General features: G+C 67.2%; 18 protein-coding genes and 1 pseudogene. 9 read left to right on the top strand and 10 right to left on the bottom strand.

The window, feature by feature from the left end; all coding sequences use genetic code 11:
- Positions 1-59: 59 nt before the first annotated feature.
- Entirely contained in the window at positions 60-1313 is a 1254-nt protein-coding gene (locus QC826_RS04710) for a citrate synthase family protein (RefSeq protein ID WP_279764626.1), read from the bottom strand.
- 149 nt (positions 1314-1462) lie between these two features.
- On the opposite strand from QC826_RS04710, the gene QC826_RS04705 reads away from it, so the two are divergent.
- Positions 1463-2764 carry an MFS transporter gene (locus tag QC826_RS04705; RefSeq protein WP_279764625.1) on the top strand — a complete coding sequence of 434 codons (1302 nt, stop codon included), beginning with the start codon at positions 1463-1465 and terminating at the stop codon, positions 2762-2764.
- On the opposite strand, the gene QC826_RS04700 is transcribed toward QC826_RS04705, so the two are convergent.
- From QC826_RS04700 to QC826_RS04680, 5 genes are all read right to left on the bottom strand, one after another.
- The gene (locus tag QC826_RS04700) at positions 2754-5324 is read right to left on the bottom strand and encodes a TonB-dependent receptor (RefSeq protein ID WP_279764624.1); all 2571 of its coding nucleotides are present in this window, start codon (positions 5322-5324) and stop codon (positions 2754-2756) included. The two genes, QC826_RS04705 and QC826_RS04700, sit on opposite strands and share 11 nt — an antisense overlap.
- Before the next feature lie 126 nt (positions 5325-5450).
- A complete protein-coding gene (locus QC826_RS04695) occupies positions 5451-6722 on the bottom strand; it encodes an alanine racemase (RefSeq protein ID WP_279764623.1) in 1272 nt (423 codons plus the stop codon).
- A complete protein-coding gene (locus QC826_RS04690; RefSeq protein ID WP_279764622.1) occupies positions 6723-8123 on the bottom strand; it encodes a D-arabinono-1,4-lactone oxidase in 1401 nt (466 codons plus the stop codon). It lies immediately after the preceding gene.
- A gap of 43 nt (positions 8124-8166) precedes the next feature.
- Positions 8167-8460 (bottom strand): hypothetical protein, encoded by a 294-nt coding sequence (locus QC826_RS04685; protein WP_279764621.1) that lies wholly within the window; start codon positions 8458-8460, stop codon positions 8167-8169.
- A 206-nt stretch (positions 8461-8666) separates the two neighbouring features.
- The gene (locus QC826_RS04680) at positions 8667-9152 is read right to left on the bottom strand and encodes a hypothetical protein (protein WP_279764620.1); all 486 of its coding nucleotides are present in this window, start codon (positions 9150-9152) and stop codon (positions 8667-8669) included.
- Positions 9153-9591: 439 nt separating this feature from the next.
- Between QC826_RS04680 and QC826_RS04675 the strand changes: the two genes are divergently transcribed.
- The 3 genes from QC826_RS04675 to QC826_RS04665 all read left to right on the top strand — a co-directional run bounded on the left by QC826_RS04675 (position 9592) and on the right by QC826_RS04665 (position 10621).
- Complete coding sequence (locus tag QC826_RS04675; protein WP_279764619.1) at positions 9592-9825, top strand: AbrB/MazE/SpoVT family DNA-binding domain-containing protein; 234 nt, start codon at positions 9592-9594, stop codon at positions 9823-9825.
- A complete protein-coding gene (locus tag QC826_RS04670; RefSeq protein ID WP_279764618.1) occupies positions 9822-10238 on the top strand; it encodes a type II toxin-antitoxin system VapC family toxin in 417 nt (138 codons plus the stop codon). Before QC826_RS04675 ends, QC826_RS04670 begins: the two co-directional genes overlap by 4 nt.
- 86 nt (positions 10239-10324) lie before the next feature.
- The gene (locus QC826_RS04665; protein ID WP_279764616.1) at positions 10325-10621 is read left to right on the top strand and encodes a DUF3144 domain-containing protein; all 297 of its coding nucleotides are present in this window, start codon (positions 10325-10327) and stop codon (positions 10619-10621) included.
- 139 nt (positions 10622-10760) lie between these two features.
- Here QC826_RS04665 and QC826_RS04660 read toward each other — a convergent pair whose 3' ends face one another.
- The 4 genes from QC826_RS04660 to aceE form a co-directional block, all read right to left on the bottom strand.
- Positions 10761-11174, bottom strand: a complete 414-nt coding sequence (locus QC826_RS04660; RefSeq protein WP_279764615.1) for an SRPBCC family protein — start codon at positions 11172-11174, stop codon at positions 10761-10763.
- Between the two features lie 160 nt (positions 11175-11334).
- Positions 11335-13125 (bottom strand): dihydrolipoyl dehydrogenase, encoded by a 1791-nt coding sequence (lpdA, locus tag QC826_RS04655; RefSeq protein ID WP_279764614.1) that lies wholly within the window; start codon positions 13123-13125, stop codon positions 11335-11337.
- Positions 13126-13134: 9 nt separating this feature from the next.
- Positions 13135-14787 (bottom strand): dihydrolipoyllysine-residue acetyltransferase, encoded by a 1653-nt coding sequence (gene aceF / locus QC826_RS04650; protein ID WP_279764613.1) that lies wholly within the window; start codon positions 14785-14787, stop codon positions 13135-13137.
- Between the two features lie 21 nt (positions 14788-14808).
- Entirely contained in the window at positions 14809-17505 is a 2697-nt protein-coding gene (gene aceE / locus QC826_RS04645; RefSeq protein ID WP_279764612.1) for a pyruvate dehydrogenase (acetyl-transferring), homodimeric type, read from the bottom strand.
- Positions 17506-17795: 290 nt separating this feature from the next.
- On the opposite strand from aceE, the gene folD reads away from it, so the two are divergent.
- From folD to QC826_RS04620, 5 genes and pseudogenes are all read left to right on the top strand, one after another.
- Positions 17796-18641, top strand: a complete 846-nt coding sequence (gene folD / locus QC826_RS04640) for a bifunctional methylenetetrahydrofolate dehydrogenase/methenyltetrahydrofolate cyclohydrolase FolD (RefSeq protein ID WP_093384858.1) — start codon at positions 17796-17798, stop codon at positions 18639-18641.
- 45 nt (positions 18642-18686) lie between these two features.
- Positions 18687-20772, top strand: a pseudogene (locus QC826_RS04635) (M3 family metallopeptidase).
- 33 nt (positions 20773-20805) lie between these two features.
- On the top strand, positions 20806-21456 hold the full coding sequence (locus tag QC826_RS04630; protein WP_279764611.1) for a glutaredoxin family protein: 651 nt from the start codon (positions 20806-20808) through the stop codon (positions 21454-21456).
- 66 nt (positions 21457-21522) lie between these two features.
- Positions 21523-21948 carry a DNA polymerase III subunit chi gene (locus tag QC826_RS04625; RefSeq protein WP_093384865.1) on the top strand — a complete coding sequence of 142 codons (426 nt, stop codon included), beginning with the start codon at positions 21523-21525 and terminating at the stop codon, positions 21946-21948.
- A complete protein-coding gene (locus QC826_RS04620) occupies positions 21945-22445 on the top strand; it encodes a hypothetical protein (protein WP_279764610.1) in 501 nt (166 codons plus the stop codon). The genes QC826_RS04625 and QC826_RS04620 overlap by 4 nt, the downstream gene beginning before the upstream one ends.
- The last annotated feature ends 150 nt before the right edge of the window (positions 22446-22595 follow it).

Genomic DNA, 22595 nt, shown 5'->3' with positions numbered 1-22595 from the left:
GGCACCGCATCGACAAGCGTCGATGCCGGCGCTGCGCCGGTGGAGGGGAGGGATGGGGACTAGTCGGCCTCGAAGCGGCCGACGTAGCGGGCGCGCGGACGGATCATCGCGCCGTCGGCGCGCTGCTCGGCGACGTGGGCGATCCAGCCGGCCGAGCGGGCCAGCGCGAACAACACCGGGCCGGCGCTGGACGACAGGTCGTAGGCCGACTCCAGCGCGGCCAGCGCGAAGTCGGCGTTCGGCTCGACACCCAGCTGGCGCCGGACGATCTCGCCCGCCGCAAGGATCGCCTGCACCCGTGGCCGCTCGGCGGGCATGCGCCGCAACAGGTAGCTGGCGCGCGGATCGCCGGCCGGATACAGCGGATGGGAAAAGCCGGGCACCTCGTTGCCCAGCGCGCCGCAGTGCGCCACCAGATAGGCCTCCATGTCGGGCGCCGACAGCGCCGCCTCGATCATGCGCCGCGCCAGCACGCTGTGGCCGCCGTGCTCGCGGCCGGACAGCGCGCCCAGGCCGGCGCTCAGCGCGCTGATCAGGCTCGCGCCGGTCGAGGCGACGCAGCGCACGGTGAAGGTCGAGGTGTTCAGGTCGTGGTCGGCCAGCAGCACCAGCGCGGCCCGGATCAACTCGGCGCCGCCGCTGTCCACCTCCCAGGCCCGCGCCAGTTGCAGATGCAGCGGCGCCAAGGACTGCTCGCCGCGCAACAGCAGCGCGGCCAGCAAACGCATCAGCTGGGCGCCGGTTTGATAGACGCCGGACGCGTCGGCCGTCGCCGCGCCGTCGGCAACCGCGCCGTCGTCCGCTTGCCACATCGATTCGGCGCAGCCGGCCAGGGTGGTATTGGCCAGCAGGGGCAGCAGCGCCTGGGCGCGCTCCAGCGGCGCCATGCCCTCCGCCAGCGCGTCCAGGCTGCGCATCAATTCGGCCGGCGCCGTCGGACACGCGACGGCGAAATAGTCGCGCCCGTCCTCGCCCCACAATACGCTGGCGACGGCTTCCAGGCTGGCCTGTTCGGCCAGCGCCAACACGTCGTGGCCGCGATAGTGCAGCTGGCCGTCGTCGATGCGCGAGATGCGCGTCTCCAGCACCGGCACGCCCCAGTTGATGGCGCCCGCCACGGTGTGGCCGGCGCGCTTGCCGTCGGCCCGCCGCGCCGCCAGGCGCAGCACCGCCTCGCGCGCGTAGCGCTTGCTGCGCGTGGGGCCGCTCGCCGCGCTCGACGCCAACAGGCCCCGGCTGACGTAGGAATACAAGGTCGGCAGGCTGACGTTCAGCAGTTTCGCCGCCTCGGCGGCTGACAGATCTTTCTTCATGCAGCGATTGTAGACCCATCGACATTGATTGCCGCAATCGAGATTGACCCTACCGTGCGGCCGCTTTTATGCTCGCCTCCATGCTGAGATTCTCAGCCAACGCTCGGCGCCGAGCAAGCTCCCCCCACCATCGTTTTCAGGACCACACCATGCACGAGAAAACACGAGCAACCGCCCCCTCGCCGGCCCGCCGCCGCGCCCTGCCGGCCCTGTTGGAACCCCTGCGCCACCGGCGCTTTCGCCAGCTCTGGCTGGCCAACCTGGCCGCCAACCTGGGCCGCTGGGTGCAGGCCTTCGCCGCCGCCTGGCTGGTCGCTTCCATGTCCAACTCGACCCTGCTGACCACCCTGGTGCAAACGGCCAGCTACGCGCCGATGCTGCTGTTCGCCCTGCCGGCCGGCGTGCTGGCCGACGCCGTCGACCGCCCCCGCCTGCTGTTCGTCATCAACGCCGGCATGGCGCTGGCCGCCGGCCTGATGGCGCTGGCCACCATGGGCGGCCAGGCGACGGCGTTCACGCTGCTGGCGCTGACCTTTGCGATGGGCTGCTGCGCGGCCTTCCTGTGGCCGGCCTGGCAGGCCTCGATGTCGACCCTGCTCGAGCCGGAGCTGGTGCCGACCGCCGCCATCCTCAACAACCTGAGCTACAACCTGGCGGCCCTGCTCGGCCCCTGGCTGGGCGGCCTGCTGTTCCAGCACATCGGCGCGGCGCCGCTGTTCATGGCCAACGCGCTGTCCTATCTCGGCATGATGCTGGTCTACTGGCGTTGGATTCGCGACGACGGCACCGCGCACCCGCGCGTGCCGCTGCCGCTGTCGCCCGCGCCGTCGTCCACCGCCAAGGACGGCGCCTGGGCCGCCTTCAAGCACGGCATCGCCAGCGCCTGGCGGCAGCGCGCCTTCCGCGCCCTGCTGGCGCAGGTGGCGGCGATCTTCTTCGTCGCCATCGCCTTCGCCGCCCTGCTGCCGCTGTATGTGCGCGACGTGCTGCATCTGCAGGCCAGCACCTTCGGCAGCCTGATGGGCGCCTCGGGCGCGGGCGCGGTGCTGGCCGCCTTCTCGCTGCCGGCGCTGCGCGCGCGCCTCGGCCCGCGCCGCCTGCTCGCCGCCGCCCTGCTGGTGTTCGGCGCCATGCTGGCGGCGCTGCCGCTGACCGGCGCCTGGCCGCTGGCGCTGGCCCTGGTGCTGGCCGGCGGCATGGCCTGGGCGGCCATCGTCAGCACGCTCAACGGCCGCGCGCAGACCGCCTTCCCGCCCGCGCTGCGCGCCAGGACGATCTCGATCTACATGCTGGCGATGGGCGCCGGGCAGAGCGCCGGCGCGCTGTTCTGGGGCATGCTGGCGGAACGGATGGGCGTGGCGGCGGCGCTGCTGTGCGCCGCCGTGGCGATGTGCGCCTGCGTCGGCCACGTGCTGACGCAGGCGCACACGCCGGCCGCCGCTACATGCTGAGGCGCAGCTCGACGCCGACGCGGCGCGGGTCGGAGACGATGGCGAACGGCGTGCCGAGGATGCCGGTCGAGGTGTTGTCGATGCGGGTCACGTAGCGCTTGTCGAAGGCGTTGTTGACGAACAGCGCCACGCCCCAGCGGCCGCTGCCGGCGTCCCAGCCCAGCCGCAGGTCGGTGTGCTGCTTGGCCGTGCCGGCGCGGAAGGCCGGCGTGTTCAGGCAGGCACCCTGCAGCGCGTCGGCGTTGCAGCGGGTGGCGCCGGTGTAGGCGTGCTGCAGGCTGACGTTGAGCTTGCCGTCGAGGACGGCGCGCCAGGTGTAGTCGACGCCGGCGGCGGCCGACCACAGCGGCGTGCCGACCGCCTGCTCGCTCAGGTCGACGCCGTCGCCGGTGACGAAGTGCTGGTACTTCTGGCTGATGAACTCGGACGAGAAGAACAGCCGCAGGTCGCGCGTCGGCTGCCAGCGCGCCTCGAAGTCCATGCCGCTGGCCACCTGGTTGCTGCTGCTGACCTGGTAGCTGGGCACGGCCGCGCCGGTGTTGCCGATCAGGCTGAGCGACTGCAGGTTGGAGAACTTGTAGTGGAACAGCGAGGCGTTGACCAGCAGGTGCTGTTCGCGGAAGTAGCTCTTCAAGCCGGCCTCGTAGTTCCAGATCGTCTCCGGCTCGTACTTGCCGGCCACCGCCAGCGCGTTGAAGCCGCCCGACTGGTAGCCCTTGCTGACCGAGCCGTAGGCCATCACGTCGGGCAGCAGTTTGTAGTCGAGCACCAGACGCGGGCTGACGTCGGTCCAGCTCTTCTGCGCCTCGATCTTGCGCGCGGCGGCGGCGGGATTGTCGAAGGCGATGTTCTGCCCCAGCGCGCCCTGCGCCATCGCCGCCTGCTCCGGCGTCAGCGCGCCGGCCGCCACCAAGCCGGGGAAGAAGCCGGCCTGGTCGAGCTGGGCCAGGGTGGCGTCCAAACCGGGCGCGCTGCGGTTCGGGCTGAACCAGGAGAACCGCTTGTCGTCGTGGGTCAGGCGCACGCCGGCCGTCAGGTTGATCTTCGGCGTGACATGCCAGATGGTGTCGGCGAACAGCGCGTAGGCTTTGGCCGTGCTGCGGTTGACCATGTTCTCCTGCCAGCTGTTGCCGAAGAATTTGACCGGCAGGCCGAACTGCTGCGCCGCCTCGTCGAGCAGGCTGTAGACCGGCAGGCCGGCCAGGTTGTTCAACACCGTGTTGTGGGTGTCGGTGTACATGTTCATCCGGCTGTTCTGGTTGGCCCGCTCGTAGAACAGGCTGGCGCCGGCGACCCAGTCGACACTGTCGTTCTTGCCGGAGAATTTGAACTCCTGCTGCCAGCTGCTGTTGCTCTCGTAGTTGACCGTGTCCAGGTGGGAGTTGATGCGATTGGTGCCGTCGCTGTCCTCCAGGTTGCGCGAGGCGAAGTGGCGGTAGGCGGTGGTGGAGTTGAAAGTGCCCCAGCCGAACGGCCGTTCCAGGCGCAGGGTCAGGCCGTCGAAGTCGCGCGCCTCGGCGTTGTCGATTGCGTCGTTGTAGACCGGCGCCGTGAACGGATTCAGGTAGCCGGCCGGATTTGCCGGCACCGTCGGCGCGCCGGGCGCCGGCGGCAGCGCCACCAGGCCGATGGCCGGCCGCGCCTTCTGCGCCAGTTTCTCGTGCTCCCACGACAGCAGCACGCGGGTCTGCTGCGGCGCGTCCCAGCGCAGCGTGGCGCGCAGGCCCCAGTCGCCGGTGTTGTTCAGGCGCTCGCCGCTGGCGGCGTCCTTCAACCAGCCGTCGCTGCGCTGGTCGACCACCGTCATGCGCAGCGCCATGCTGTCGTTGAGCGGCACGTTGAGCAGGCCGTCCAGGTAGCGCGCGCCGTGGTTGCCGGCGCGCAGATGCACCTCGCCCTCGCGCTCCTGCGACGGCTCCTTGGTGATGATGGAGATCGCGCCGGCCGCGCTGTTGCGGCCGAACAGCGTGCCCTGCGGCCCCTTCAACACCTCGATGCGCTGGGTGTCGTTGAAGTTCATCAGCGCGCCGCCGGTCTTGCCGGTGTAGACGCCGTCGACGTAGACGCCGACCGGGCCGTCGGTGCCGATGCCGAAATCGGCGGTGCCGATGCCGCGCATCGAAAACTTGGGCTGGGTCGGCTGCTCGGCGTCCACATTCAGGCCGGGGATGTAGCCGTTCATGGCCGACAGGTTGGCGGCGGCCAGCTTGCTGATCTGGTCGGCGCTGACCAGCTGCATGGCGATCGGCACCGACTGCGCCGCCTGCGTGCGGCTCTGCGCGGTGATGGTGACCACGCCGATGGCGGCGTCCTCGGCGGCGGCGGGCTTGGCGGCGGGCTTGGCCGGCGGCCGGGCCTGGGTCTGGGCCTGGTCCTGTGCCGCCTGCGGTGCGGCCTCGGGCGCCGCCTCGGCGGCGCCGGCCGGCTCCAGCAGCGCGCCGGCCGCCAGCGTGCCGCCCAGCAGGGCGCGCGAGATCGCCAGCGCCAGCGGGCGCCGGCGCGGCGCTTGCGGCGCCTGTCGATTGTTGATGTTTGCTGCCAGCTGATCGCGATCTTGCATACCCACCTCTCCGTTGTGTTATCGATTATTGTTATCGCCACGAGTGCCTAAGCCAGGGTCAGACCCTCAGGGTCTGACCCTATGTCCGCGCCTCGTGGTTACGCCGCAAAACCCGCAATCCCCCGCCTACCTCCCCGCCTGCAGCACCGGCCAGCGCTCGACGATCTTGTCGCCGCGCAGCGCCACCAGGTCGCCGAACTGCAGCAGCACCGCCTCGCTCTGCAGCGGCCGCAGGAAGACGAAATCGTCGACCTCGATCGGCACCGCCGGCGACGCGTTCAGCCCCTGCTGGTTCGAGCTGACGTAGGCGAAGTTGGGCCGCATGCCGGGCGGCGCCTCCGGCTCGGCCAGCCAGTTGCCGCTGTAGATGAAGTAGGTCTGCGCCATGTTCGGGTCCCAGCCCTCCAGCAGCGGCGCGCTCCACTCCAGCGCCGGCAGGCGCGTGTGCGCCAGCCGCTTGAGCACCGGCGCGGCGATGTAGGCCGCCGGCTCGTACTCGGCCAGCGACGCCAGGTCGTAGTGGCTCGGCTTCATCAGGCAGGTGCCGGCCGAAATCTCGTTGAGCATGGCGTCGCCCTCGTAGCGCTGGAAGGTCGGGCTGCCGGCGCCGTTGAAGCACAGCGGCCTGGCGGCCATGGCCGGATGGTTGGCCTTGAGCAGGTCGATATAGCCCTGGTAGCGTTCCCGCACGCGGGGGAACTCGCGCTCGGCGAGGAAGCCGGGCAGTCCCATCAAGTGCGCGTCGTAGCCCATGAAGCCGGAGAATTCGAGGAACCGCGGATCGGCGGCGATGGTGGCCAGCGCCTTCGCCATCTCCTCGTGGCTGGCGAAGCCCCCCCGGTGCAGGCCGACGTCGATCTCGCAGTTGATGCGCATCTTGACGCCCAGCTCGCGCGCCAGGCGCTGGTACTGCAGCAGCCGGGCGTGGCTGTCGATCAACCATTGCAGCTGCGTCTCCGGGCGGAAGCCGCCCTGGTTCTCGGCGTAGAACTGGCGCGCCGCGTCGACCGGCATCGGCTTGCCGAGCAGGATGTCGGCGTCCGGCCGCAGCGCCGCCAGCGCGTTCAGGAAGGGCCGGTGGAAGGCCATGAACAAGTTGGTGCCGGCGGCCTTGGCGACGTAGTCGATCAGGCCCGGGCTGGGCAGCGACTTGACGACGATGCGGTAGCCCTTGGCCGGCGCCACGCCGACCGATTTCTTCAGCCGGGCGATGTTGCGGTCGAGCCGGTCGAGGTCGACCAGCAGCACCGGGTGGTCGATATGCTGGGCGCGCAGCGCGATGTTGAGCGCGGCGAAATAGGCCGGGTACGGGCCGCCGGCGTCGCGCGGTTTGGCGGCGACGGCCGCGACGGCGGCGGCGCCGGCACCGGCCGCCAGGAAGGTTCGACGTGTGACCATTCAGACTCCGAAAATATGCTTCAAATGCGCATTCATCATGCGGCCCTGGGGATCGAGGCTGCGCCTCACCTCGTGGAAGTCCTTCCAGTGGCGCGGGTACAGCGCGGCCAGCCGCGCCGCGTCGAGCGTGTGCAGCTTGCCCCAGTGCGGCCGGCCCTGGTACTTCCAGAAGATCGGCTCGATCTCGGCGAAGTAGGCGCGGTGGTCGGTGTCGCCGTACTGGTGCACCGAGATCGAGCAGCCGTCGCGGCCCTCGAACATCGACAGCCAGATGTCGTCGGCCTTGACGTAGCGGTACTCCAGCGGGAAGGCGATCGGCAGCTTGCGCTCGCGGATGGTGCGCAGGATCTCGCGCACGCAGTCCGGCCCCGACTCGGCCGGCACGGTGTACTCCATCTCGCGGAAGCGCACCACGCGCACGTGGGGGAACACGTCGAATGAATGGCCGACGCGCACCTGCGCGGCGCCGCCGGCGAGGAAGGTGGTGAGCAGCTTGTCGTAGGCCGCCTCGCCGATGCCGGGCATCCAGCCGACCGTCCGCAGCAGGGTGCGCAGCGAGTTGACGGCCTCCGGGTCGTCCTCGCCGGACGGCGTGTCGTTCGGCCCGGCGAGGTCGGTGGCCACGGTCACCGCCAGGGTCGAATGGGGCAGCGGCAGGAACTCGAAGTTGCGGTGCGCGGCGCAGCGTTGGGCCAGCTCGGCCAGCACGTCCTCGGTCTTTTCGATGCGCGTGGTCTCGACCAGGCGGAACGGCCTCTCGTTCTGCAGCGTCATGCGCGAGACGATGCCGAGCGCGCCGACCGAAGTGCGGGCGGCGTGGAAGATCTCGCTGCGCTTGGTGGCGCTGCAGTCGATCAACTCGCCGGACGGCGTGGCCAGGGTCAGCGCCGTCACGCACGACGACATGGAGCCGTAGCGCTGGCCGGTGCCGTGCACCGAGTTGACGATGGCGCCGCCCATGGCCGGGTAGTCCATGTCGGGCATGTTGGGCACCGCCTGGCCGACGCCGTGCAGCAGCGGGCCGAGCGCGTGCATGCGCGTGCCGGCCCAGATCTCGGCCTGCAGGCTGGCGGCGTCGTGGCCGACCATGCCGCTGAGCAGGTCGGTGGCGATCAGCGTGCCGTCGGTCGGCACCACCGCGCTGAACGAGTGGCTGGCGCCGACGGCGCGCACCACGCCGCCGGCGCGCTTGAGCGCGTCGACCAGCTCGGCCTCGCTGGCCGGCGCCAGCCGCAGCGCCGGCGTGCAGCTCTGGTTGCCCGACCAGTTGATCCACGGCAGCGGTTTGCCGGCGACGAAGTCGACCGGGCTTTGCGGCACCGCGTCGCTGCGGCCGCAGGCCGGCAGCACGCTGACGGCGGCGCCGGCGGCGGCCGCGCGCAGGAAGTCGCGGCGTATCATTTGGCCGCTCCGGCCGGCGCGGGCAGCTTGGCCATGAAGCGGATCAGCGCCCGGAAGTCCTGCTCGGTGCAGGCGCTGCAATAGCCCAGCGGCGGCATGCCGCCCAGGCCTGCACGGCGCTGGCCAGCAGCGCCGCCTCGCCCTTGCCGGCCAGCTTCTGCCAGGCCGGGGCGTCGCCGATCTGCGGCGCCGGCACGCCGGCGCGGGCGTGGCATTGCAGGCAGTTATTGGCCAACAACATCGACTGGCGCCCGCTCAGCTCGGCCGCGGCGGCCCCGCCGACGCCAGCGGCCATCAAGACAAACAGGACCAGCCCGCTTACGCTACGCATCTGCATCGGCACTCCCTACGAAGGAAAGAATCATATTTGGACGACCGTCCAATACTTACACTGTTTGACAACAGTGTCAACATAGGTGTTACCGCACAGCCACAAGCTCAGGGGGCGGCGCGGCGCGGGGCGCGAACGGACGCGCCGCCGCCAGCGGCGGAAAAAAATCGGCAGGTGGGCGCGGCGGGCGCCGCGAAAAGGAAGGCCGCCGCTCAGGCCGGCGGCATGCTGTCGCCTGCCATCAACAGGCCCAGCAACAAGCGGAACAGGGTCAGCCGCAGCGTGTCGACGGAGGCCGCCTCGCCGGTCGAGACCTGGGTGAATTCGAGCTGGCGGATGCAGGCCAGCAGCAGTCCGCTGTCGACCTCGGCGCTGCGGCTGCCGATGCGGCTGAACACCTGCGCCGCCAACTGCACCAGCTCGCGGCTGTGCGCGTCGACCTTGGCGCGCAGGGTCGGCGGCAGGTTCCAGGCGAACAGGAAGCTGCACTCGACGGCCAGGTCGGTGCGGTGCTCGACGACGCCGGCGCGCACGTAGCGGGCCAGCGTGTCGGCCAGCGCGGCGGCGAAGGCCGGCAGCTTGTCCGCGCCGGGCGGCATGGCGAGGAAGTGCGCGATGTGCGACTCGGCCGCCGCCAGCAGCGCCTCGCGGCGCGCCTGGGTGTGGCCGCGGTAGGCGTCGAAGCTGGCCTCGAGCAACTTCCTCCGAGCGAGCCGAAGTGGTAGCTGGTCAGCGACAGCCGCACCTGCGCCCGGGCGGCGATGGCGCGGTGGCTGACGCCGGACAGGCCGTGGGCGGCGATGATCTCCTGCGTCGCCCGCAGGATCAGCTCGCGGGTGCGGCCGCCCCGGTCGGAGCCGCCGCCGGCGCGCCCGGCCGCCGCGCGCGCGCGCGGCGCGGCGGCGGGCGCAACCGGTTCGGTGGAGAGGGGCTTGTTCATCGTCGTCATGTCGGCAGGCGGGGCAAGGTCGCGGCGCGTCCCCGCCAGTATATGCGAAGCGGGACTGCTATGGCGGGGTAACAAGGGGATGTGACGCCCTCCCAATTACCCTGACTCTGCGTCAAATCAGGTAAAGCTAAGTCTTGTACGGGAAATATCGCAATGCTAGTATTACCTGGCATGACAAGGAGGCTGCAATGGAAATCACATCGGTCACCAGCAAGGGACAGGTCACTATCCCCAAGCAGGTAAGGCAACAACTGGGTATACGGGAAGGCAGCCGCATTGAATTCACACTGGTCGGTGACCATGTCGAAATGCGGGTAAAAAACTCTCCGGCAGACGGCAGCGAAAGCGGATTCGGCATGCTGAAAAGCGTGCGTCCGGCCGTCCCGGTGGATTTGGATCCGGCTACACTGCTCAAGTCATGATCGGCCTCGACACCAATATTTTGGCGCGCTACTACATCGAAGACAGGAGCGACGCCGAGGCGGAGCGACAGCGCATCGCGGCATGTCGTCTGATGGAATCCGGCCAGACACTAATGGTATGCAAGACGGTCATTCTTGAGCTTGAATGGCTCATGCGGGGCTACTACGCATTCGGCCGACAAGAAGCAATTGCTGTCGTTAAACATCTGCTGGGACAGATGCACATTGTCGTTGAAGACCGCGCGGCAGTTGAGCGGGCTCTCGCGGCCTGCGAGGCCGGCCTGGACTTCGCCGACGCGTTGCATCACGCCTGTTTTTATGAATGTGATAGCGTCGCCTCGTTCGATGATCGGAAATTTGCACGTCGCGCAAAAAGGCTAGGTCTATCACCCAGCGTATTCATTCCCAGATAATTCTCACTACCTAGTCGCCGAAAAATAGTTGAGCTGCCGGGCGATTCATGGCAGGATGCCTGCTTCTTTAAACGAAGGTGTGGCTCATGAGCGAAAAAACTGAAAACGACAGGCACTACTGGCAACTGGTCGACACCTTCATCGGCATCGCCAACGAAAAGGCGCAGACCATCGACCGCAGCATCATCGGTCCCAGCCTGCTGTATTCGGCCAGCCGCTTCAACGCCTACATGCTGTCGGCCGTGAGTCCGACGGTGGAGGCGTTCAACGAGAACAAGGAAGCCGCCATCAAGTACTACCTGGCGCAGCACGAGGAAATGATGCGCGAGAATTTCGACGACTTCGCCGCCAATTTCGACAAGTACCGCAACGCCAATTCCTGATCCGCGCCAAGCACGGCACTGGACAACAGAAAGCCGCCCGCGTCGACGACGCCGGGCGGCTTTTTCGCATCCGACGTGACGCCGCAGGCGCGCCAGCTGTTCGAGCAAGCCGGCCGCCGGCCACGCCGGAGCGGCCAACTCACAGCCGGTGCGCCAGCAGTTCCAGCGTGCGCTTCATCGCCGCGCAGCCCTGCGCGACCATGCCTTCGATGGCCGGGGCCAGCTCGTTGGGCAGCAGGTCGGCGATCCACACCACGCGGCTGTGCGCGGTGCCCTCGCCGAACACCTGCGCCGAGGCGTTGTGGTGGCTCAGTTGGCCGCCCGTGGCGCTCCACGCCACGCGGTGCCATTCCTCGTTGATGTCGACGATCAGCTCGCGCGCCACCATGCCGTTGGCGAAGGTGACCACGCGGGCCCGGCCGTCGGCCTCCAGCACGCAGTTGTTGACGAAACCCACCACCAGCCGGGTGTGCAGGGCGCCGACGTCGCGCAGCGCGTCCCATACCTGTTCGGGCGCCACCTCGATGACGACCTCTTTGTGTATCGATGCCATGAGCGAACTCCATTCTGCGGGAAGTGGAAGGTTGCAAACACGATAATCCAGCCAGATTACCTGCCGTCCTTGCCGCTGTCCAGTGGCGCACATACAACTCGCGCGCGAAAAAAACCGGGAACAAGTCCCGGTTTTTTGTGCTGCGAATGTCGCTTGGCGCCTAGCGCTTGCGCGGCGGCGGCAGATCGGTGCACTTGCCTTCGTAGACCTCGGCGGCCATGCCGATCGACTCGCCCAGGGTCGGGTGCGGGTGGATGGTCTTGCCGATGTCGACGCCGTCGGCGCCCATCTCGATGGCCAGCGCGATTTCGCCGATCATGTCGCCGGCGTGCGTGCCGACGATGGTGCCGCCGATGATGCGGTGGGTCTCAGCGTCGAACAGCAGCTTGGTGAAGCCCTCGTCGCGGCCATTGGCCACGGCGCGGCCGCTCGCCGCCCAAGGGAACACGCCCTTCTCGACCTTGATGCCCTTGGCCTTGGCCTCGTCCTCGGTGATGCCGGCCCATGCCACTTCCGGATCGGTGTAGGCCACCGATGGAATGACCTTGACGTCGAAGTGCGACTTCTGGCCCAGCGCGGCTTCCGCCGCGACGTGCGCCTCGTGCACCGCCTTGTGCGCCAGCATGGGCTGGCCGACCAGATCGCCGATGGCGAAGATGTTCGGCACGTTGGTGCGCATTTGGCTGTCGACGTTGATGAAGCCGCGATCGGTCACCGCCACGCCGGCCTTGTCGGCCGCCAGCTTCTTACCGTTCGGGCTGCGCCCAACGGCCACCAGCACCATGTCGTAGATCTGCGGGGCCGGCGCGGTGGCGCCTGCCTCGGCCGCCTCGAAGGTGACCTTGATCCCCTCCGGCAGCGCCTCGACCGCGACCGTTTTGGTCTTGGTCATGATGTTGTCGAAGCGTTTCTCGTTGAACTTCTGCCAGACCTTGACCGCGTCGCGGTCGGCGCCCTGCATCAGGCCGTCCATCATTTCGACCACGTCGATGCGCGCGCCGAAGGTCGAGTACACCGTGGCCATTTCCAGGCCGATGATGCCGCCGCCGATGACCAGCATGCGTTTCGGGATGGCGCGCAGTTCCAGCGCGCCGGTCGAGTCGACGATGCGCGGATCAACCGGCACGAAGGGCAGATTCACCACCGAGGAGCCGGCGGCGATGATCGCCTGCTTGAACTGCACGACCTTCTTGCTGCCGTCGGTCGCCGTCACTTCGATGTGGTTGGCGCTGAGGAACTGGCCGACGCCCTGCACCACGCTGACCTTGCGCGCCTTGGCCATGCCGGCCAGGCCGCCGGTCATCTTGGTGATGACGCCTTCCTTGTACTTGCGCACTTCGTCGATGTCGATCTGCGGCTTGGCGAAGCTGACGCCGTGCTTGCCCATGGTGGCCGTCTCGTCGATCACGGCGGCCAGGTGCAGCAGCGCTTTCGACGGGATGCAACCGACGTTCAGGCACACACCGCCCAGGGTCGGGAAGCGTTCGACGATGACCACGTTCTGGCCCAGATCGGCCGAACGGAAGGCGGCCGAGTAGCCGCCGGGGCCGCCACCGAGCACCATCATGTCGCAATCGACGTCGACCTGGCCGCTGTAGCTGCCACCAACCGGCGCAACCACCGGCGCGGCCGCAGCCGCAGCCGCAACCGCAGCAGGAACGGCGGCAGCCGGTGCAGCGGCGGCGGGAGCTGCCGCTGGCGCTGCGGCGGCGCCGTCGGCCTCCACCAGCAACAGCAGGCTGCCTTCCTTGACCTTGTCGCCGACCTTGATCTTGAGTTCCTTGACCACGCCGGCGTGGGTCGAAGGAATCTCCATGCTGGCCTTGTCCGATTCAACGGTGAGCAGGGACTGGTCGACCTTGATCGTGTCGCCGACTTTGACCATCAGCTCGATCACTTCGACTTCCTTGAAATCGCCGATGTTCGGTACCTTCACTTCTACTGTGCTCATAGTCGCTCCTTACAGCAGAATTTTGCGCATGTCGGCCAGCACTTCGCCCAGATACACGGCGAAACGCGCACCCATCGCGCCGTCGACCACGCGGTGGTCGTAGGACAGCGAGGTCCCCATCATCAGGCGCGGCTGGAAGGCCTTGCCGTCCCAGACCGGCTTCATCGACGCCTTGGACAGGCCGAGGATGGCCACTTCCGGTGCGTTGACGATAGGCGTGAAGTGCGTGCCACCAATGCCGCCCAGGGACGAAATGGTGAAGCTGGCGCCCTGCATGTCGGTCGGTTTGAGCTTGCCTTCGCGCGCCTGGGCCGACAGCTCGCCCATTTCCTTGGCGATCTGCGCGACGCCTTTCTTGTCGGCGTCCTTGATGACCGGGACCACCAGACCGTTCGGCGTGTCGGCGGCGAAGCCGATGTTGTAGTACTGCTTGAGGATCAGGTTTTCGCCGTTGGCGTCGAGCGATGCGTTAAACGCCGGGAATTTCTTCAGCGCGGCGACCGATGCCTTGATGACGAAGGCCAGCATGGTCAGCTTGATGGCGTCCTTGTTCTTGGCGTTGGCCGCGTTCGACGACACGCGGAAGGCTTCCAGCTCGGTGATGTCGGCTTCGTCGAATTGCGTGACGTGCGGGATCATCACCCAGTTGCGGTGCAGGTTGGGGCCGGAGATCTTCTTGATGCGCGACAGCGGCAGCAGTTCGGTCGGACCGAATTTGCTGAAGTCGAGCGAAGGCCACGGCAGCACGTCCATGCCGGAACCCGAACCACCTTTGGAGGCGACCGGCGCGGCCAGGCTGGCGGCGACGGCACCCTTGACGTAGTTCTGCACGTCCTGCTGGGTGATGCGGCCTTTCGGACCGGTGCCGGCGACGCGGCCCAGGTCGACGCCGAGTTCGCGGGCGAACTTGCGAATCGACGGCGAGGCGTGCGCCAGCTTGCCGGTGACGACCGAGCCGACCGAGGCGGTGGCTGCCGCGGCAACAGGCGCGGCGGCAGCCGGCGCCGCAGCGGTGGCGGCAGCTGCGGCCGGAGCAGCAGCGGCAGCGGCGGCGGCAGGCGCGGCGGCGGGACCGCCGGTCGCTTCCACCACCAGCACGATCGAGCCTTCGGCGACCTTGTCGCCGACCTTGACGCGCAGTTCCTTGACCACGCCGGCGTGGCTGGACGGGATCTCCATGCTGGCCTTGTCCGACTCGACGGTCAGCAGCGACTGGTCGACCTTGACCGTGTCGCCGACCTTGACCATCAGTTCGATCACTTCCACTTCCTTGAAGTCGCCGATGTCGGGCACCTTGACTTCGACCGGGCCGCTGGCGGCGGCCGGCGCGGCGGCTGCCACGGCGGCAACCGGCGCAGGCGCGGCGGCAGCGGCGACGGCCGGAGCGGCCGCCGCTGGCGCGGCGGCGGGAGCGGCGGCGGCGCCGTCGGCTTCGACCATCAACAACAGCGAGCCTTCCTTGACCTTGTCGCCGACCTTGACCTTGATCTCCTTGATGACGCCGGCGTGGGTCGACGGAATCTCCATGCTGGCCTTGTCCGACTCGACCGTGATGAGGGACTGGTCGACCTTGATCGTGTCGCCAACCTTGACCATCAACTCGATCACTTCAACTTCCTTGAAATCGCCGATATCCGGGACTTTAACTTCCACAATGCTCATAGCGTTTGCTCCGTATTCTAGTTATTGGGTCACCGGATTTGGCTTGTTGGCGTCGAGGCCGTACTTGACGATCGCCTGCTCAACCACGGACACCGCGACCTTGCCTTCTTCGGCCAGCGACTTCAGCGCGGCGACGGTGATGTAGTAACGGTTCACCTCGAAGAATTCGCGCAGCTTGGCGCGGCTGTCCGAACGACCGAAGCCGTCGGTGCCCAGCACGCGGTAGGTGCGGTCCTTCGGCACGAAGGCGCGGATCTGTTCCGCAAACGCGCGGATGTAATCGGTGGTGGCGATGATCGGACCTTCGGTGCCCTGCAGGCAGGCGGTGGCGTAGGGCACGCGCTGTTCCTTGCCCGGGTTGACCAGGTTCCAACGCTCGGCGTCCTGGCCTTCGCGCGCCACCAGGGTCAGCGACGGTGCGGACCAGATGTCGGCGGCGATGTTCCAGTCGTTCTTCAGCAGTTCGGCGGCGAAGATGGACTCGCGCAGAATGGTGCCCGAACCGATCAGCTGAACGCGCTGCTTGGCCTTCTTGTCGCCTTCCTGCAGCAGGTACATGCCCTTCAGGATGCCCTCTTCCTGGCCGGCCTTGAGGCCCGGATGCGCGTAGTTCTCGTTCATGATGGTGATGTAGTAGAACACGTCTTCCTGTTCCGTCACCATGCGGCGCAGGCCGTCCTGCACGATCACCGCCAGCTCGTGGCCGAACGACGGATCGTAAGGCACGCAGTTCGGGATGGTGGCGGCGACGATGTGGCTATGGCCGTCCTCGTGCTGCAGGCCTTCGCCGTTCAGCGTGGTGCGGCCGGCGGTGCCCGCCATCAGGAAGCCACGGGCGCGCATGTCGCCGGCAGCCCAGGCCAGATCGCCGATGCGCTGCATGCCGAACATCGAGTAGAAGGTGTAGAACGGGATCATCACGCGGTTGTTGGTCGAGTACGAGGTCGCGGCGGCGATCCACGAGCTCATACCGCCGGCTTCGTTGATACCCTCTTGCAGGATCTGGCCGGCCTTGTCTTCGCGGTAGTACATCACCTGGTCCTTGTCGACCGGCTCGTACAACTGACCTTGTTGGTTGAAGATGCCGATCTGACGGAACAGGCCTTCCATACCGAAGGTGCGCGACTCGTCGACCAGGATCGGGACGATGCGCTGGCCCAGGCTAGGGTCGCGCAGCAGCGTCGAGATGATGCGCACGAAGGACTGGGTGGTGGAGATTTCGCGGCCTTCCGGGGTCGCGTCGAGCACGTTCTGGAAGGCGGTCAGCGGCGGCACCACCAGTTTTTCGTCCGCTTGCATGCGGCGCTGCGGCAGGTAGCCGCCCAGCGCGGCGCGGCGCTCGTGCAGGTACTTCATTTCCGGCGAGTCGTCGGCCGGCTTGAAGAACGGGATCTCGGCCAGCTTGTCGTCCGGGATAGGCAGGGCGAAGCGGTCGCGCATTTCGCGGATCGCCTCGTCGTCGAGTTTTTTGGTCTGGTGGGCGGTGTTGCGCGCCTCGCCCGACTTGCCCATGCCGAAGCCCTTGACGGTCTTCACCAGCAGCACGGTCGGCTGGCCCTTGTGTTCCTGGGCGATCTTGAAGGCGGCGTAAATTTTGTGTGGATCGTGGCCGCCACGGGTCAGGCGCCAGATGTCGTCGTCGGTCATGTTGGCGACCATTTCGAGCAGCTTGGGGTGCTTGCCGAAGAAGTTCTTGCGCACGAAGGCGCCGTCCTTGGCCTTGTAGTTCTGGTATTCGCCGTCGACGGTTTCCATCATCACGCGTTGCAGAATGCCTTCCTTGTCCTTGGCCAGCAGCTCGTCCCAACCCGGGCCCCAGATGACCTTGACCACGTTCCAGCCGGCGCCGCGGAAGTCCGCTTCCAGTTCCTGGATGATCTTGCCGTTGCCGCGCACCGGACCGTCCAGGCGTTGCAGGTTGCAGTTGACGACGATGACCAGGTTGTCCAGGCGTTCGCGCGCGGCCATGCCGATGGCGCCCATCGATTCCGGCTCGTCCATCTCGCCGTCGCCGCAGAAGGCCCAGACCTTGCGGTTTTCGGTGTCGGCGATCGAGCGGGCGTGCAGGTACTTCAGGAAACGGGCCTGGTAGATCGCCATCAGCGGTCCCAGGCCCATCGACACGGTGGGGAACTGCCAGAACGTCGGCATCAGTTTCGGGTGCGGGTAGGACGACAGGCCCTTGCCGTCGACTTCGCGGCGGAAGTTGATCAGCTGGTCTTCGCTCAGGCGGCCTTCGAGGAAGGCGCGGGCGTAGATGCCGGGCGAGGAGTGGCCCTGGATGTACAGCAGGTCGCCGCCGTGGTTGTCGCTAGGGGCGCGCCAGAAGTGGTTGAAGCCGATGCCCAGCATGTTGGCCAGCGAGGCGAAGCTCGACAGGTGGCCGCCCAGGTCGCCGTCGGCGCGGTTGGCCTTGACCACCATCGCCATCGCGTTCCAACGCATATACGAGCGCAGGCGCTCTTCCAGCTCCAGGTTGCCGGGGCAGTGCACTTCCTGGTGGGTGGGGATGGTGTTGACGTAGGCGGTGTTGCTGGAGAACGGGATATGGGCACCGCGACGGCGTGCCAGGTCAACCAGACGTTCCATCAGGAAATGCGCGCGTTCCGGACCTTCTTGTTCGAGCACCGCTTCCAGTGCGTCCAACCATTCTTTGGTTTCTTGCGAATCAGGGTCGGTGGCGGTGAGCGCCGTTACCTGGTCAAGTTGAGCTGACATGTATTAAGTCTCCTGTGTGAGTGCCCGAATCCGGTACGCTGTCGGACGGTGGAACGCTGATTATTTACCAATACTTCTATGACGTGTGCCAATTCTAACAGCAGTTTTTCAGTTTTTCAAATTACGATATGACTTTTCATAATGTGGGATTCGCTACATTTTCCCGAATGGAACATTGGTGCGCCGCAGCACAAATCCTTGCCGGCGGGTGCACAACCGGCCGCACAGAATGGGGCGCGGGGGGCGCGGCGGCTTTATAATCTTGCTTTTCCCTCCCACCTGCCAAAATCATGCCTGCACAACTGATCGACGGAATCGCCCTCTCCCAAAAATTGCGTGGTGAAATAGCCTCACGCGCCGCCGCCCTCACCGCCAAGGGCAAGCAACCCGGCCTGGCCGTGATCCTGGTCGGCGAAGACCCGGCCAGCCAGGTCTACGTGCGCAACAAGGTCAAGGCCTGCGGCGACGTCGGCTTCCACTCGGTGCTGGAAAAGTACGAGGCCGACCTGTCGGAGGCGGCCCTGCTGGCGCGCATCGACTCGCTCAACAACGATCCGGCCATCCACGGCATCCTGGTGCAGATGCCGCTGCCCAAGCACATCAACCCGCACAAGGTCATCGAGGCGATCTCGACGGCCAAGGACGTCGACGGCTACTCGGTGCTCAGCGCCGGCGAGCTGCTCACCGGCCTGGAGGGCTTCCGCCCGTGCACGCCCTACGGCTGCATGAAGCTGATCGAAAGCACCGGCGTCGACCTGCGCGGCAAGCACGCCGTCGTCATCGGCCGCAGCAACACCGTCGGCAAGCCGATGGCCCTGCTGCTCTTGCAAGCCAACGCCACCGTCACCATCTGCCATAGCGCGACGCCGGACCTGGGCCTGTACACCCGCCAGGCCGACGTGGTGGTGGCCGCCGTCGGCCGCCGCAACACGCTGACGGCCGATATGCTCAAGCCGGGCGCCATCGTCATCGACGTCGGCATGAACCGCGACGACGCCGGCAAGCTGTGCGGCGACGTCGACTTCGCCAACGTCAAGGAAGTCGCCTCGCACATCACCCCGGTGCCGGGCGGCGTCGGCCCGATGACCATCACCATGCTGTTGATGAACACGGTAGAAGCGGCTGAACGTAATTAATTAGTGGGCGCGGCCCGGCCGCGCCGACCACCTATTGGACAAAAGATGACCACCGACGCAATCAATCCCCTGCTGGACTTTTCCGGCCTGCCGCGCTTCGACGCGATCAAGGCCGAGCACGTCACCCCGGCCATAGCCACGCTGCTGGAACAAAGCCGCGCCGTCGTCGCCACGCTGGAAGCGCCGAGCGAGCAAGTGAGCTGGGACAATTTCGTCACCCCGCTGGAAGACGCCACCGAGCTGCTGGGCCGCGCCTGGGGCATCGTCAGCCACCTGAACAATGTGGTCGACACGCCCGAGCTGCGCGCCACCTACAACGACAACCAAGCGAAGGTGACCGAGTTTTGGACCGCGCTGGCGCAGAACGAGGCGCTGTTCGCCAAATACAAGGCGCTGCAGGCCGGCGCCGGCTTCGCCGCGCTGGCGCCGGCGCGCCGCCGCATCATCGACAACGCCGTGCGCGACTTCCGCATGGGCGGCGCCGAGCTGCCGGAAGATAAAAAGGAACGCTTCGCCGACATCCAGGAGGAGCACGCGTCCGTCTCGACCCGCTTCTCCGAGAACGTGCTCGACGCCACCAACGACTACAAGCTGCTGGTGGCCGACGAGGCCGACCTGGCCGGCCTGCCGGACGACGTCAAGCAGGCGGCCCGCGCCGCCGCCGACAAGGAAGGCAAGGCCGGCTGGGAGTTCTCGCTGCACTTCCCGTCCTACTACCCGATCCTGCAATTCGCCGACCAACGCGCGCTGCGCGAGACGGTGTACCGCGCCAACGCCACCAAGGCCTCCGAGCAGGGCGAGGTGTTCAGCGAGCGCGACAAGTGGGACAACACGCAAAACATCGTCACCCTGCTCAAGCTGCGCGACGAGGAGGCCAAGCTGCTCGGCTACAAGAACTTCGCCGAGGTGTCGCTGGTGCCGAAGATGGCGCAGAGCCCCGAACACGTCATCCAGTTCCTCGACGAACCTGGCCAAGCGCGCCCGCCCCTACGCCGAGCAGGACTTCGCCGAGCTGCAACAGTTCGCCAAGGACGAGCTGGGCCTGGACCAGCTGAAGGCCTGGGACATCCCCTACGCCTCGGAAAAGCTGCAGGAGCGCCGCTACGCCTTCTCCGCCCAGGAAGTGAAACAATACTTCCCCGAACACAAGGTCATCGACGGCCTGTTCCGTCTGGTGCAAAACCTGTTCTCCGTCAGCATCCTGCCGGACACCGCCAGCGTCTGGCACAAGGACGTGCGCTTCTACCGCATCGAGCGCGACGGCCGCCTGGTCGGCCAGTTCTACCTCGACCTGTACGCGCGCGCCGGCAAGAGCGGCGGCGCCTGGATGGACGACGCCCGTGGCCGCCGCCTGGACACCAACGGCGCGCTGCAAACGCCGGTCGCCTACCTGACCTGCAACTTCACCGAGCCTGCCGTGCAAGACGGCGTGGCGCAGCCGTCGCTGTTCACCCACGACGAAGTGATCACCCTGTTCCACGAGTTCGGCCACGGCCTGCACCACATGCTGACCTTGGTCGACGAGATCGGCGTGTCCGGCATCTCCGGCGTCGAATGGGACGCGGTCGAGCTGCCGTCGCAGTTCATGGAAAACTTCTGCTGGGAATGGGAAGTGCTGCAACACATGACCGCCCACGTGACAACGGGCGAGGCGCTGCCGCGCGCGCTGTACGACAAGATGCTGGCCGCCAAGAACTTCCAGTCCGGCCTGCAAACGCTGCGCCAGGTCGAGTTCTCGCTGCTCGACATGCATTTGCACTACGACTACGAGCCGACCGGCGAGAAGTCGGTGCAGCAGCTCATCGACGAGGTGCGCGGCCGCTTCGCCGTCATCGTGCCGCCCGCCTTCAACCGCTTCCAGAACTCCTTCGGCCACATCTTCGCCGGCGGCTACGCGGCCGGCTACTACAGCTACAAGTGGGCCGAGGTGCTGTCGGCCGACGCCTACGCGGCATTTGAAGAGGCGGCGGCCTTGGGTGGCGGCACCTTGTCCAGCGAGACGGGCAAGCGCTTCCAGCAGGAGATTCTGGCCGTCGGCGGATCGCGTCCGGCGCTCGAATCGTTCACCGCCTTCCGTGGCCGCGAGCCGAGCATCGACGCGCTGCTGCGCCACAGCGGCATGGCGGCCTAAGGGCAATTCACGACGGACGCAGCGGAGGCGGAGATGGGATTCAAGCTGGCAGCAATACTGTTGTTGTGTGCCGGCGCCGCCGGCGGCGTCCACGCCCAGGTCTACAAATGGGTCGATGAGAAGGGCGTGACGCATTACAGCGACGCGCCGCCGCCACCAAGCGGCAAGGCGGCCAAGGCCAAGGTGGAGTTGAAGTCCTTCTCGGGCGGCGGCGCCGCCGTCGAACTGCCGGCCGAGCTGGCGGCGGCGGTGCGCAACCGTCCCGTCACCCTGTACAGCACGGCCCAGTGCGAGGCCTGCGACCAGGCCCGCGCCATGCTCTTGGCGCGCGGCATTCCCTTCCGCGAAAAAACCGTCAACACGGCGGACGACCAGGCCGCCTTGAAGAAGGCCGGCAGCAACGGCCAGTTGCCGCTGCTGCTGGTCGGCCGTGGCAAGCAGATCGGCTTCTCGCAGGATAGCTGGGAGGTGCTGCTCAGCGATGCCGGCTACCCCGTGCAAAAGATCCTTCCCCCCAACTACCAGAATCCACCGCCGGTGGCCGCCGCGCCGGCGCCGCAGCCGGACGCCACCGAGCAGACGCGCGCGGCGGCGCGGGACGGGGCACGCGCCGCCGCCGCCGAGGAGGAGGCGCGCCGGCGCAAACAACAGCAGGCCGAGGCGCCACCCGGCTTCCAGTTCTAGGATGGGCCGCGAGCGGGTAAAATGCTTGCATCGCTAGCACTCAGCAATTCCCGGAACCGACAGCCCATGACCCGTATCGACTTTCACAGCAACGTGCCCGACAAGATCGCCTATGCCTGCCGGCTGGTGCGCAAAGCCTGGGCGGCCAACACCCGCCTGGTGCTGATGACCGACGATGCGGCGCAACTGGCGCAACTTAACGCGGCGATGTGGACGTTTTCCGCCACCGACTTCCTGCCCCACGTGCTCGCCGACGACCCGCTGGCGGCGCAAACCCCGATCATCCTGACCGACAACGACGCGGCCGCCCTGCCCCACTACGAACTGTTGGTCAACCTGTCGCAGCGGGCGCCGGCCAATCTGGCGCAGTTCGCCCGGATGATCGAGGTGATCTCGTCGGACGAGGTCGACGCCGCCGCCGGCCGCAAACGCTATGTGGCCTACAAGCAGCAGGAGTATCCGCTCACCCACTTCGTCGCAGGCAAAACATGAGCTCCTCTTTCGACGCCAGCATCCCCGTCCTGACCGAAGTGTTGGTGGACGAGCCGGCGTCGATGCCGGCCAGCATGTCTTCCGCCGCGCCGGCCACCGGCGACGCCGCCGAGGCGGCAGGCGACGGCGCCCCGCCCGCCATGCCGGCCGCACAGGCCACGCAGGCCACGCAGGCCACGCAGGCCAATCATGCGCCACAGCTGTCGCCGGCGGCGCTGAGCAGCGCCAGCGCGGCGCCAAGCGGCCCGGGCGGCCTGGACGAGGCCGCGCTGGCCGCCTTGGAACAACGCCTGGCCGAACGCATCCTGCAGCAACTGCAGGGAAGAATCGACTTCGTGCTGGAACAGCGTATCAAGGACAGCCTGGCCGAGGTGCTCGACCACGCCCTGCGCGACCTGACCGGCGAGATCCGCGCAGGCCTCCAGCTGACGCTGGAGAAAGTGGTCGCCCGCGCCGTGTCGCAGGAGCTGGCGCACTTGCAGGTCCACAAGAAGTAAAGCCGGACGGCAAGCCGGCGCCAATGGCATCCTCTGCTGCCGAAAACATACAGCTGCCGGCAATTATGACAAAAAGGCTAAATACCTCGCGTTCGCGCTTTGCTAACCATTTATTTTGTTGTACCTTCTGGCCTTGGACAAACTAATGAA

This window comes from Rugamonas sp. DEMB1, assembly GCF_029834475.1.
Classification (GTDB): domain Bacteria; phylum Pseudomonadota; class Gammaproteobacteria; order Burkholderiales; family Burkholderiaceae_D; genus Rugamonas; species Rugamonas rubra.
This window is presented reverse-complemented; position numbering and strand designations above follow the sequence as displayed.

What these genes read in the sequence shown, in the direction of transcription:
- QC826_RS04710 (WP_279764626.1), bottom strand. Translation starts at nt 1,313, where the DNA reads ATGAAGAAAGATCTGTCAGCCGCCGAGGCGGCGAAACTGCTGAACGTC.
- QC826_RS04705 (WP_279764625.1), top strand. Translation starts at nt 1,463, where the DNA reads ATGCACGAGAAAACACGAGCAACCGCCCCCTCGCCGGCCCGCCGCCGC.
- QC826_RS04700 (WP_279764624.1), bottom strand. Translation starts at nt 5,324, where the DNA reads ATGCAAGATCGCGATCAGCTGGCAGCAAACATCAACAATCGACAGGCG.
- QC826_RS04695 (WP_279764623.1), bottom strand. Translation starts at nt 6,722, where the DNA reads ATGGTCACACGTCGAACCTTCCTGGCGGCCGGTGCCGGCGCCGCCGCC.
- QC826_RS04690 (WP_279764622.1), bottom strand. Translation starts at nt 8,123, where the DNA reads ATGATACGCCGCGACTTCCTGCGCGCGGCCGCCGCCGGCGCCGCCGTC.
- QC826_RS04685 (WP_279764621.1), bottom strand. Translation starts at nt 8,460, where the DNA reads ATGCAGATGCGTAGCGTAAGCGGGCTGGTCCTGTTTGTCTTGATGGCC.
- QC826_RS04675 (WP_279764619.1), top strand. Translation starts at nt 9,592, where the DNA reads ATGGAAATCACATCGGTCACCAGCAAGGGACAGGTCACTATCCCCAAG.
- QC826_RS04670 (WP_279764618.1), top strand. Translation starts at nt 9,822, where the DNA reads ATGATCGGCCTCGACACCAATATTTTGGCGCGCTACTACATCGAAGAC.
- QC826_RS04665 (WP_279764616.1), top strand. Translation starts at nt 10,325, where the DNA reads ATGAGCGAAAAAACTGAAAACGACAGGCACTACTGGCAACTGGTCGAC.
- QC826_RS04660 (WP_279764615.1), bottom strand. Translation starts at nt 11,174, where the DNA reads ATGGCATCGATACACAAAGAGGTCGTCATCGAGGTGGCGCCCGAACAG.
- lpdA (WP_279764614.1), bottom strand. Translation starts at nt 13,125, where the DNA reads ATGAGCACAGTAGAAGTGAAGGTACCGAACATCGGCGATTTCAAGGAA.
- aceF (WP_279764613.1), bottom strand. Translation starts at nt 14,787, where the DNA reads ATGAGCATTGTGGAAGTTAAAGTCCCGGATATCGGCGATTTCAAGGAA.
- aceE (WP_279764612.1), bottom strand. Translation starts at nt 17,505, where the DNA reads ATGTCAGCTCAACTTGACCAGGTAACGGCGCTCACCGCCACCGACCCT.
- folD (WP_093384858.1), top strand. Translation starts at nt 17,796, where the DNA reads ATGCCTGCACAACTGATCGACGGAATCGCCCTCTCCCAAAAATTGCGT.
- QC826_RS04630 (WP_279764611.1), top strand. Translation starts at nt 20,806, where the DNA reads ATGGGATTCAAGCTGGCAGCAATACTGTTGTTGTGTGCCGGCGCCGCC.
- QC826_RS04625 (WP_093384865.1), top strand. Translation starts at nt 21,523, where the DNA reads ATGACCCGTATCGACTTTCACAGCAACGTGCCCGACAAGATCGCCTAT.
- QC826_RS04620 (WP_279764610.1), top strand. Translation starts at nt 21,945, where the DNA reads ATGAGCTCCTCTTTCGACGCCAGCATCCCCGTCCTGACCGAAGTGTTG.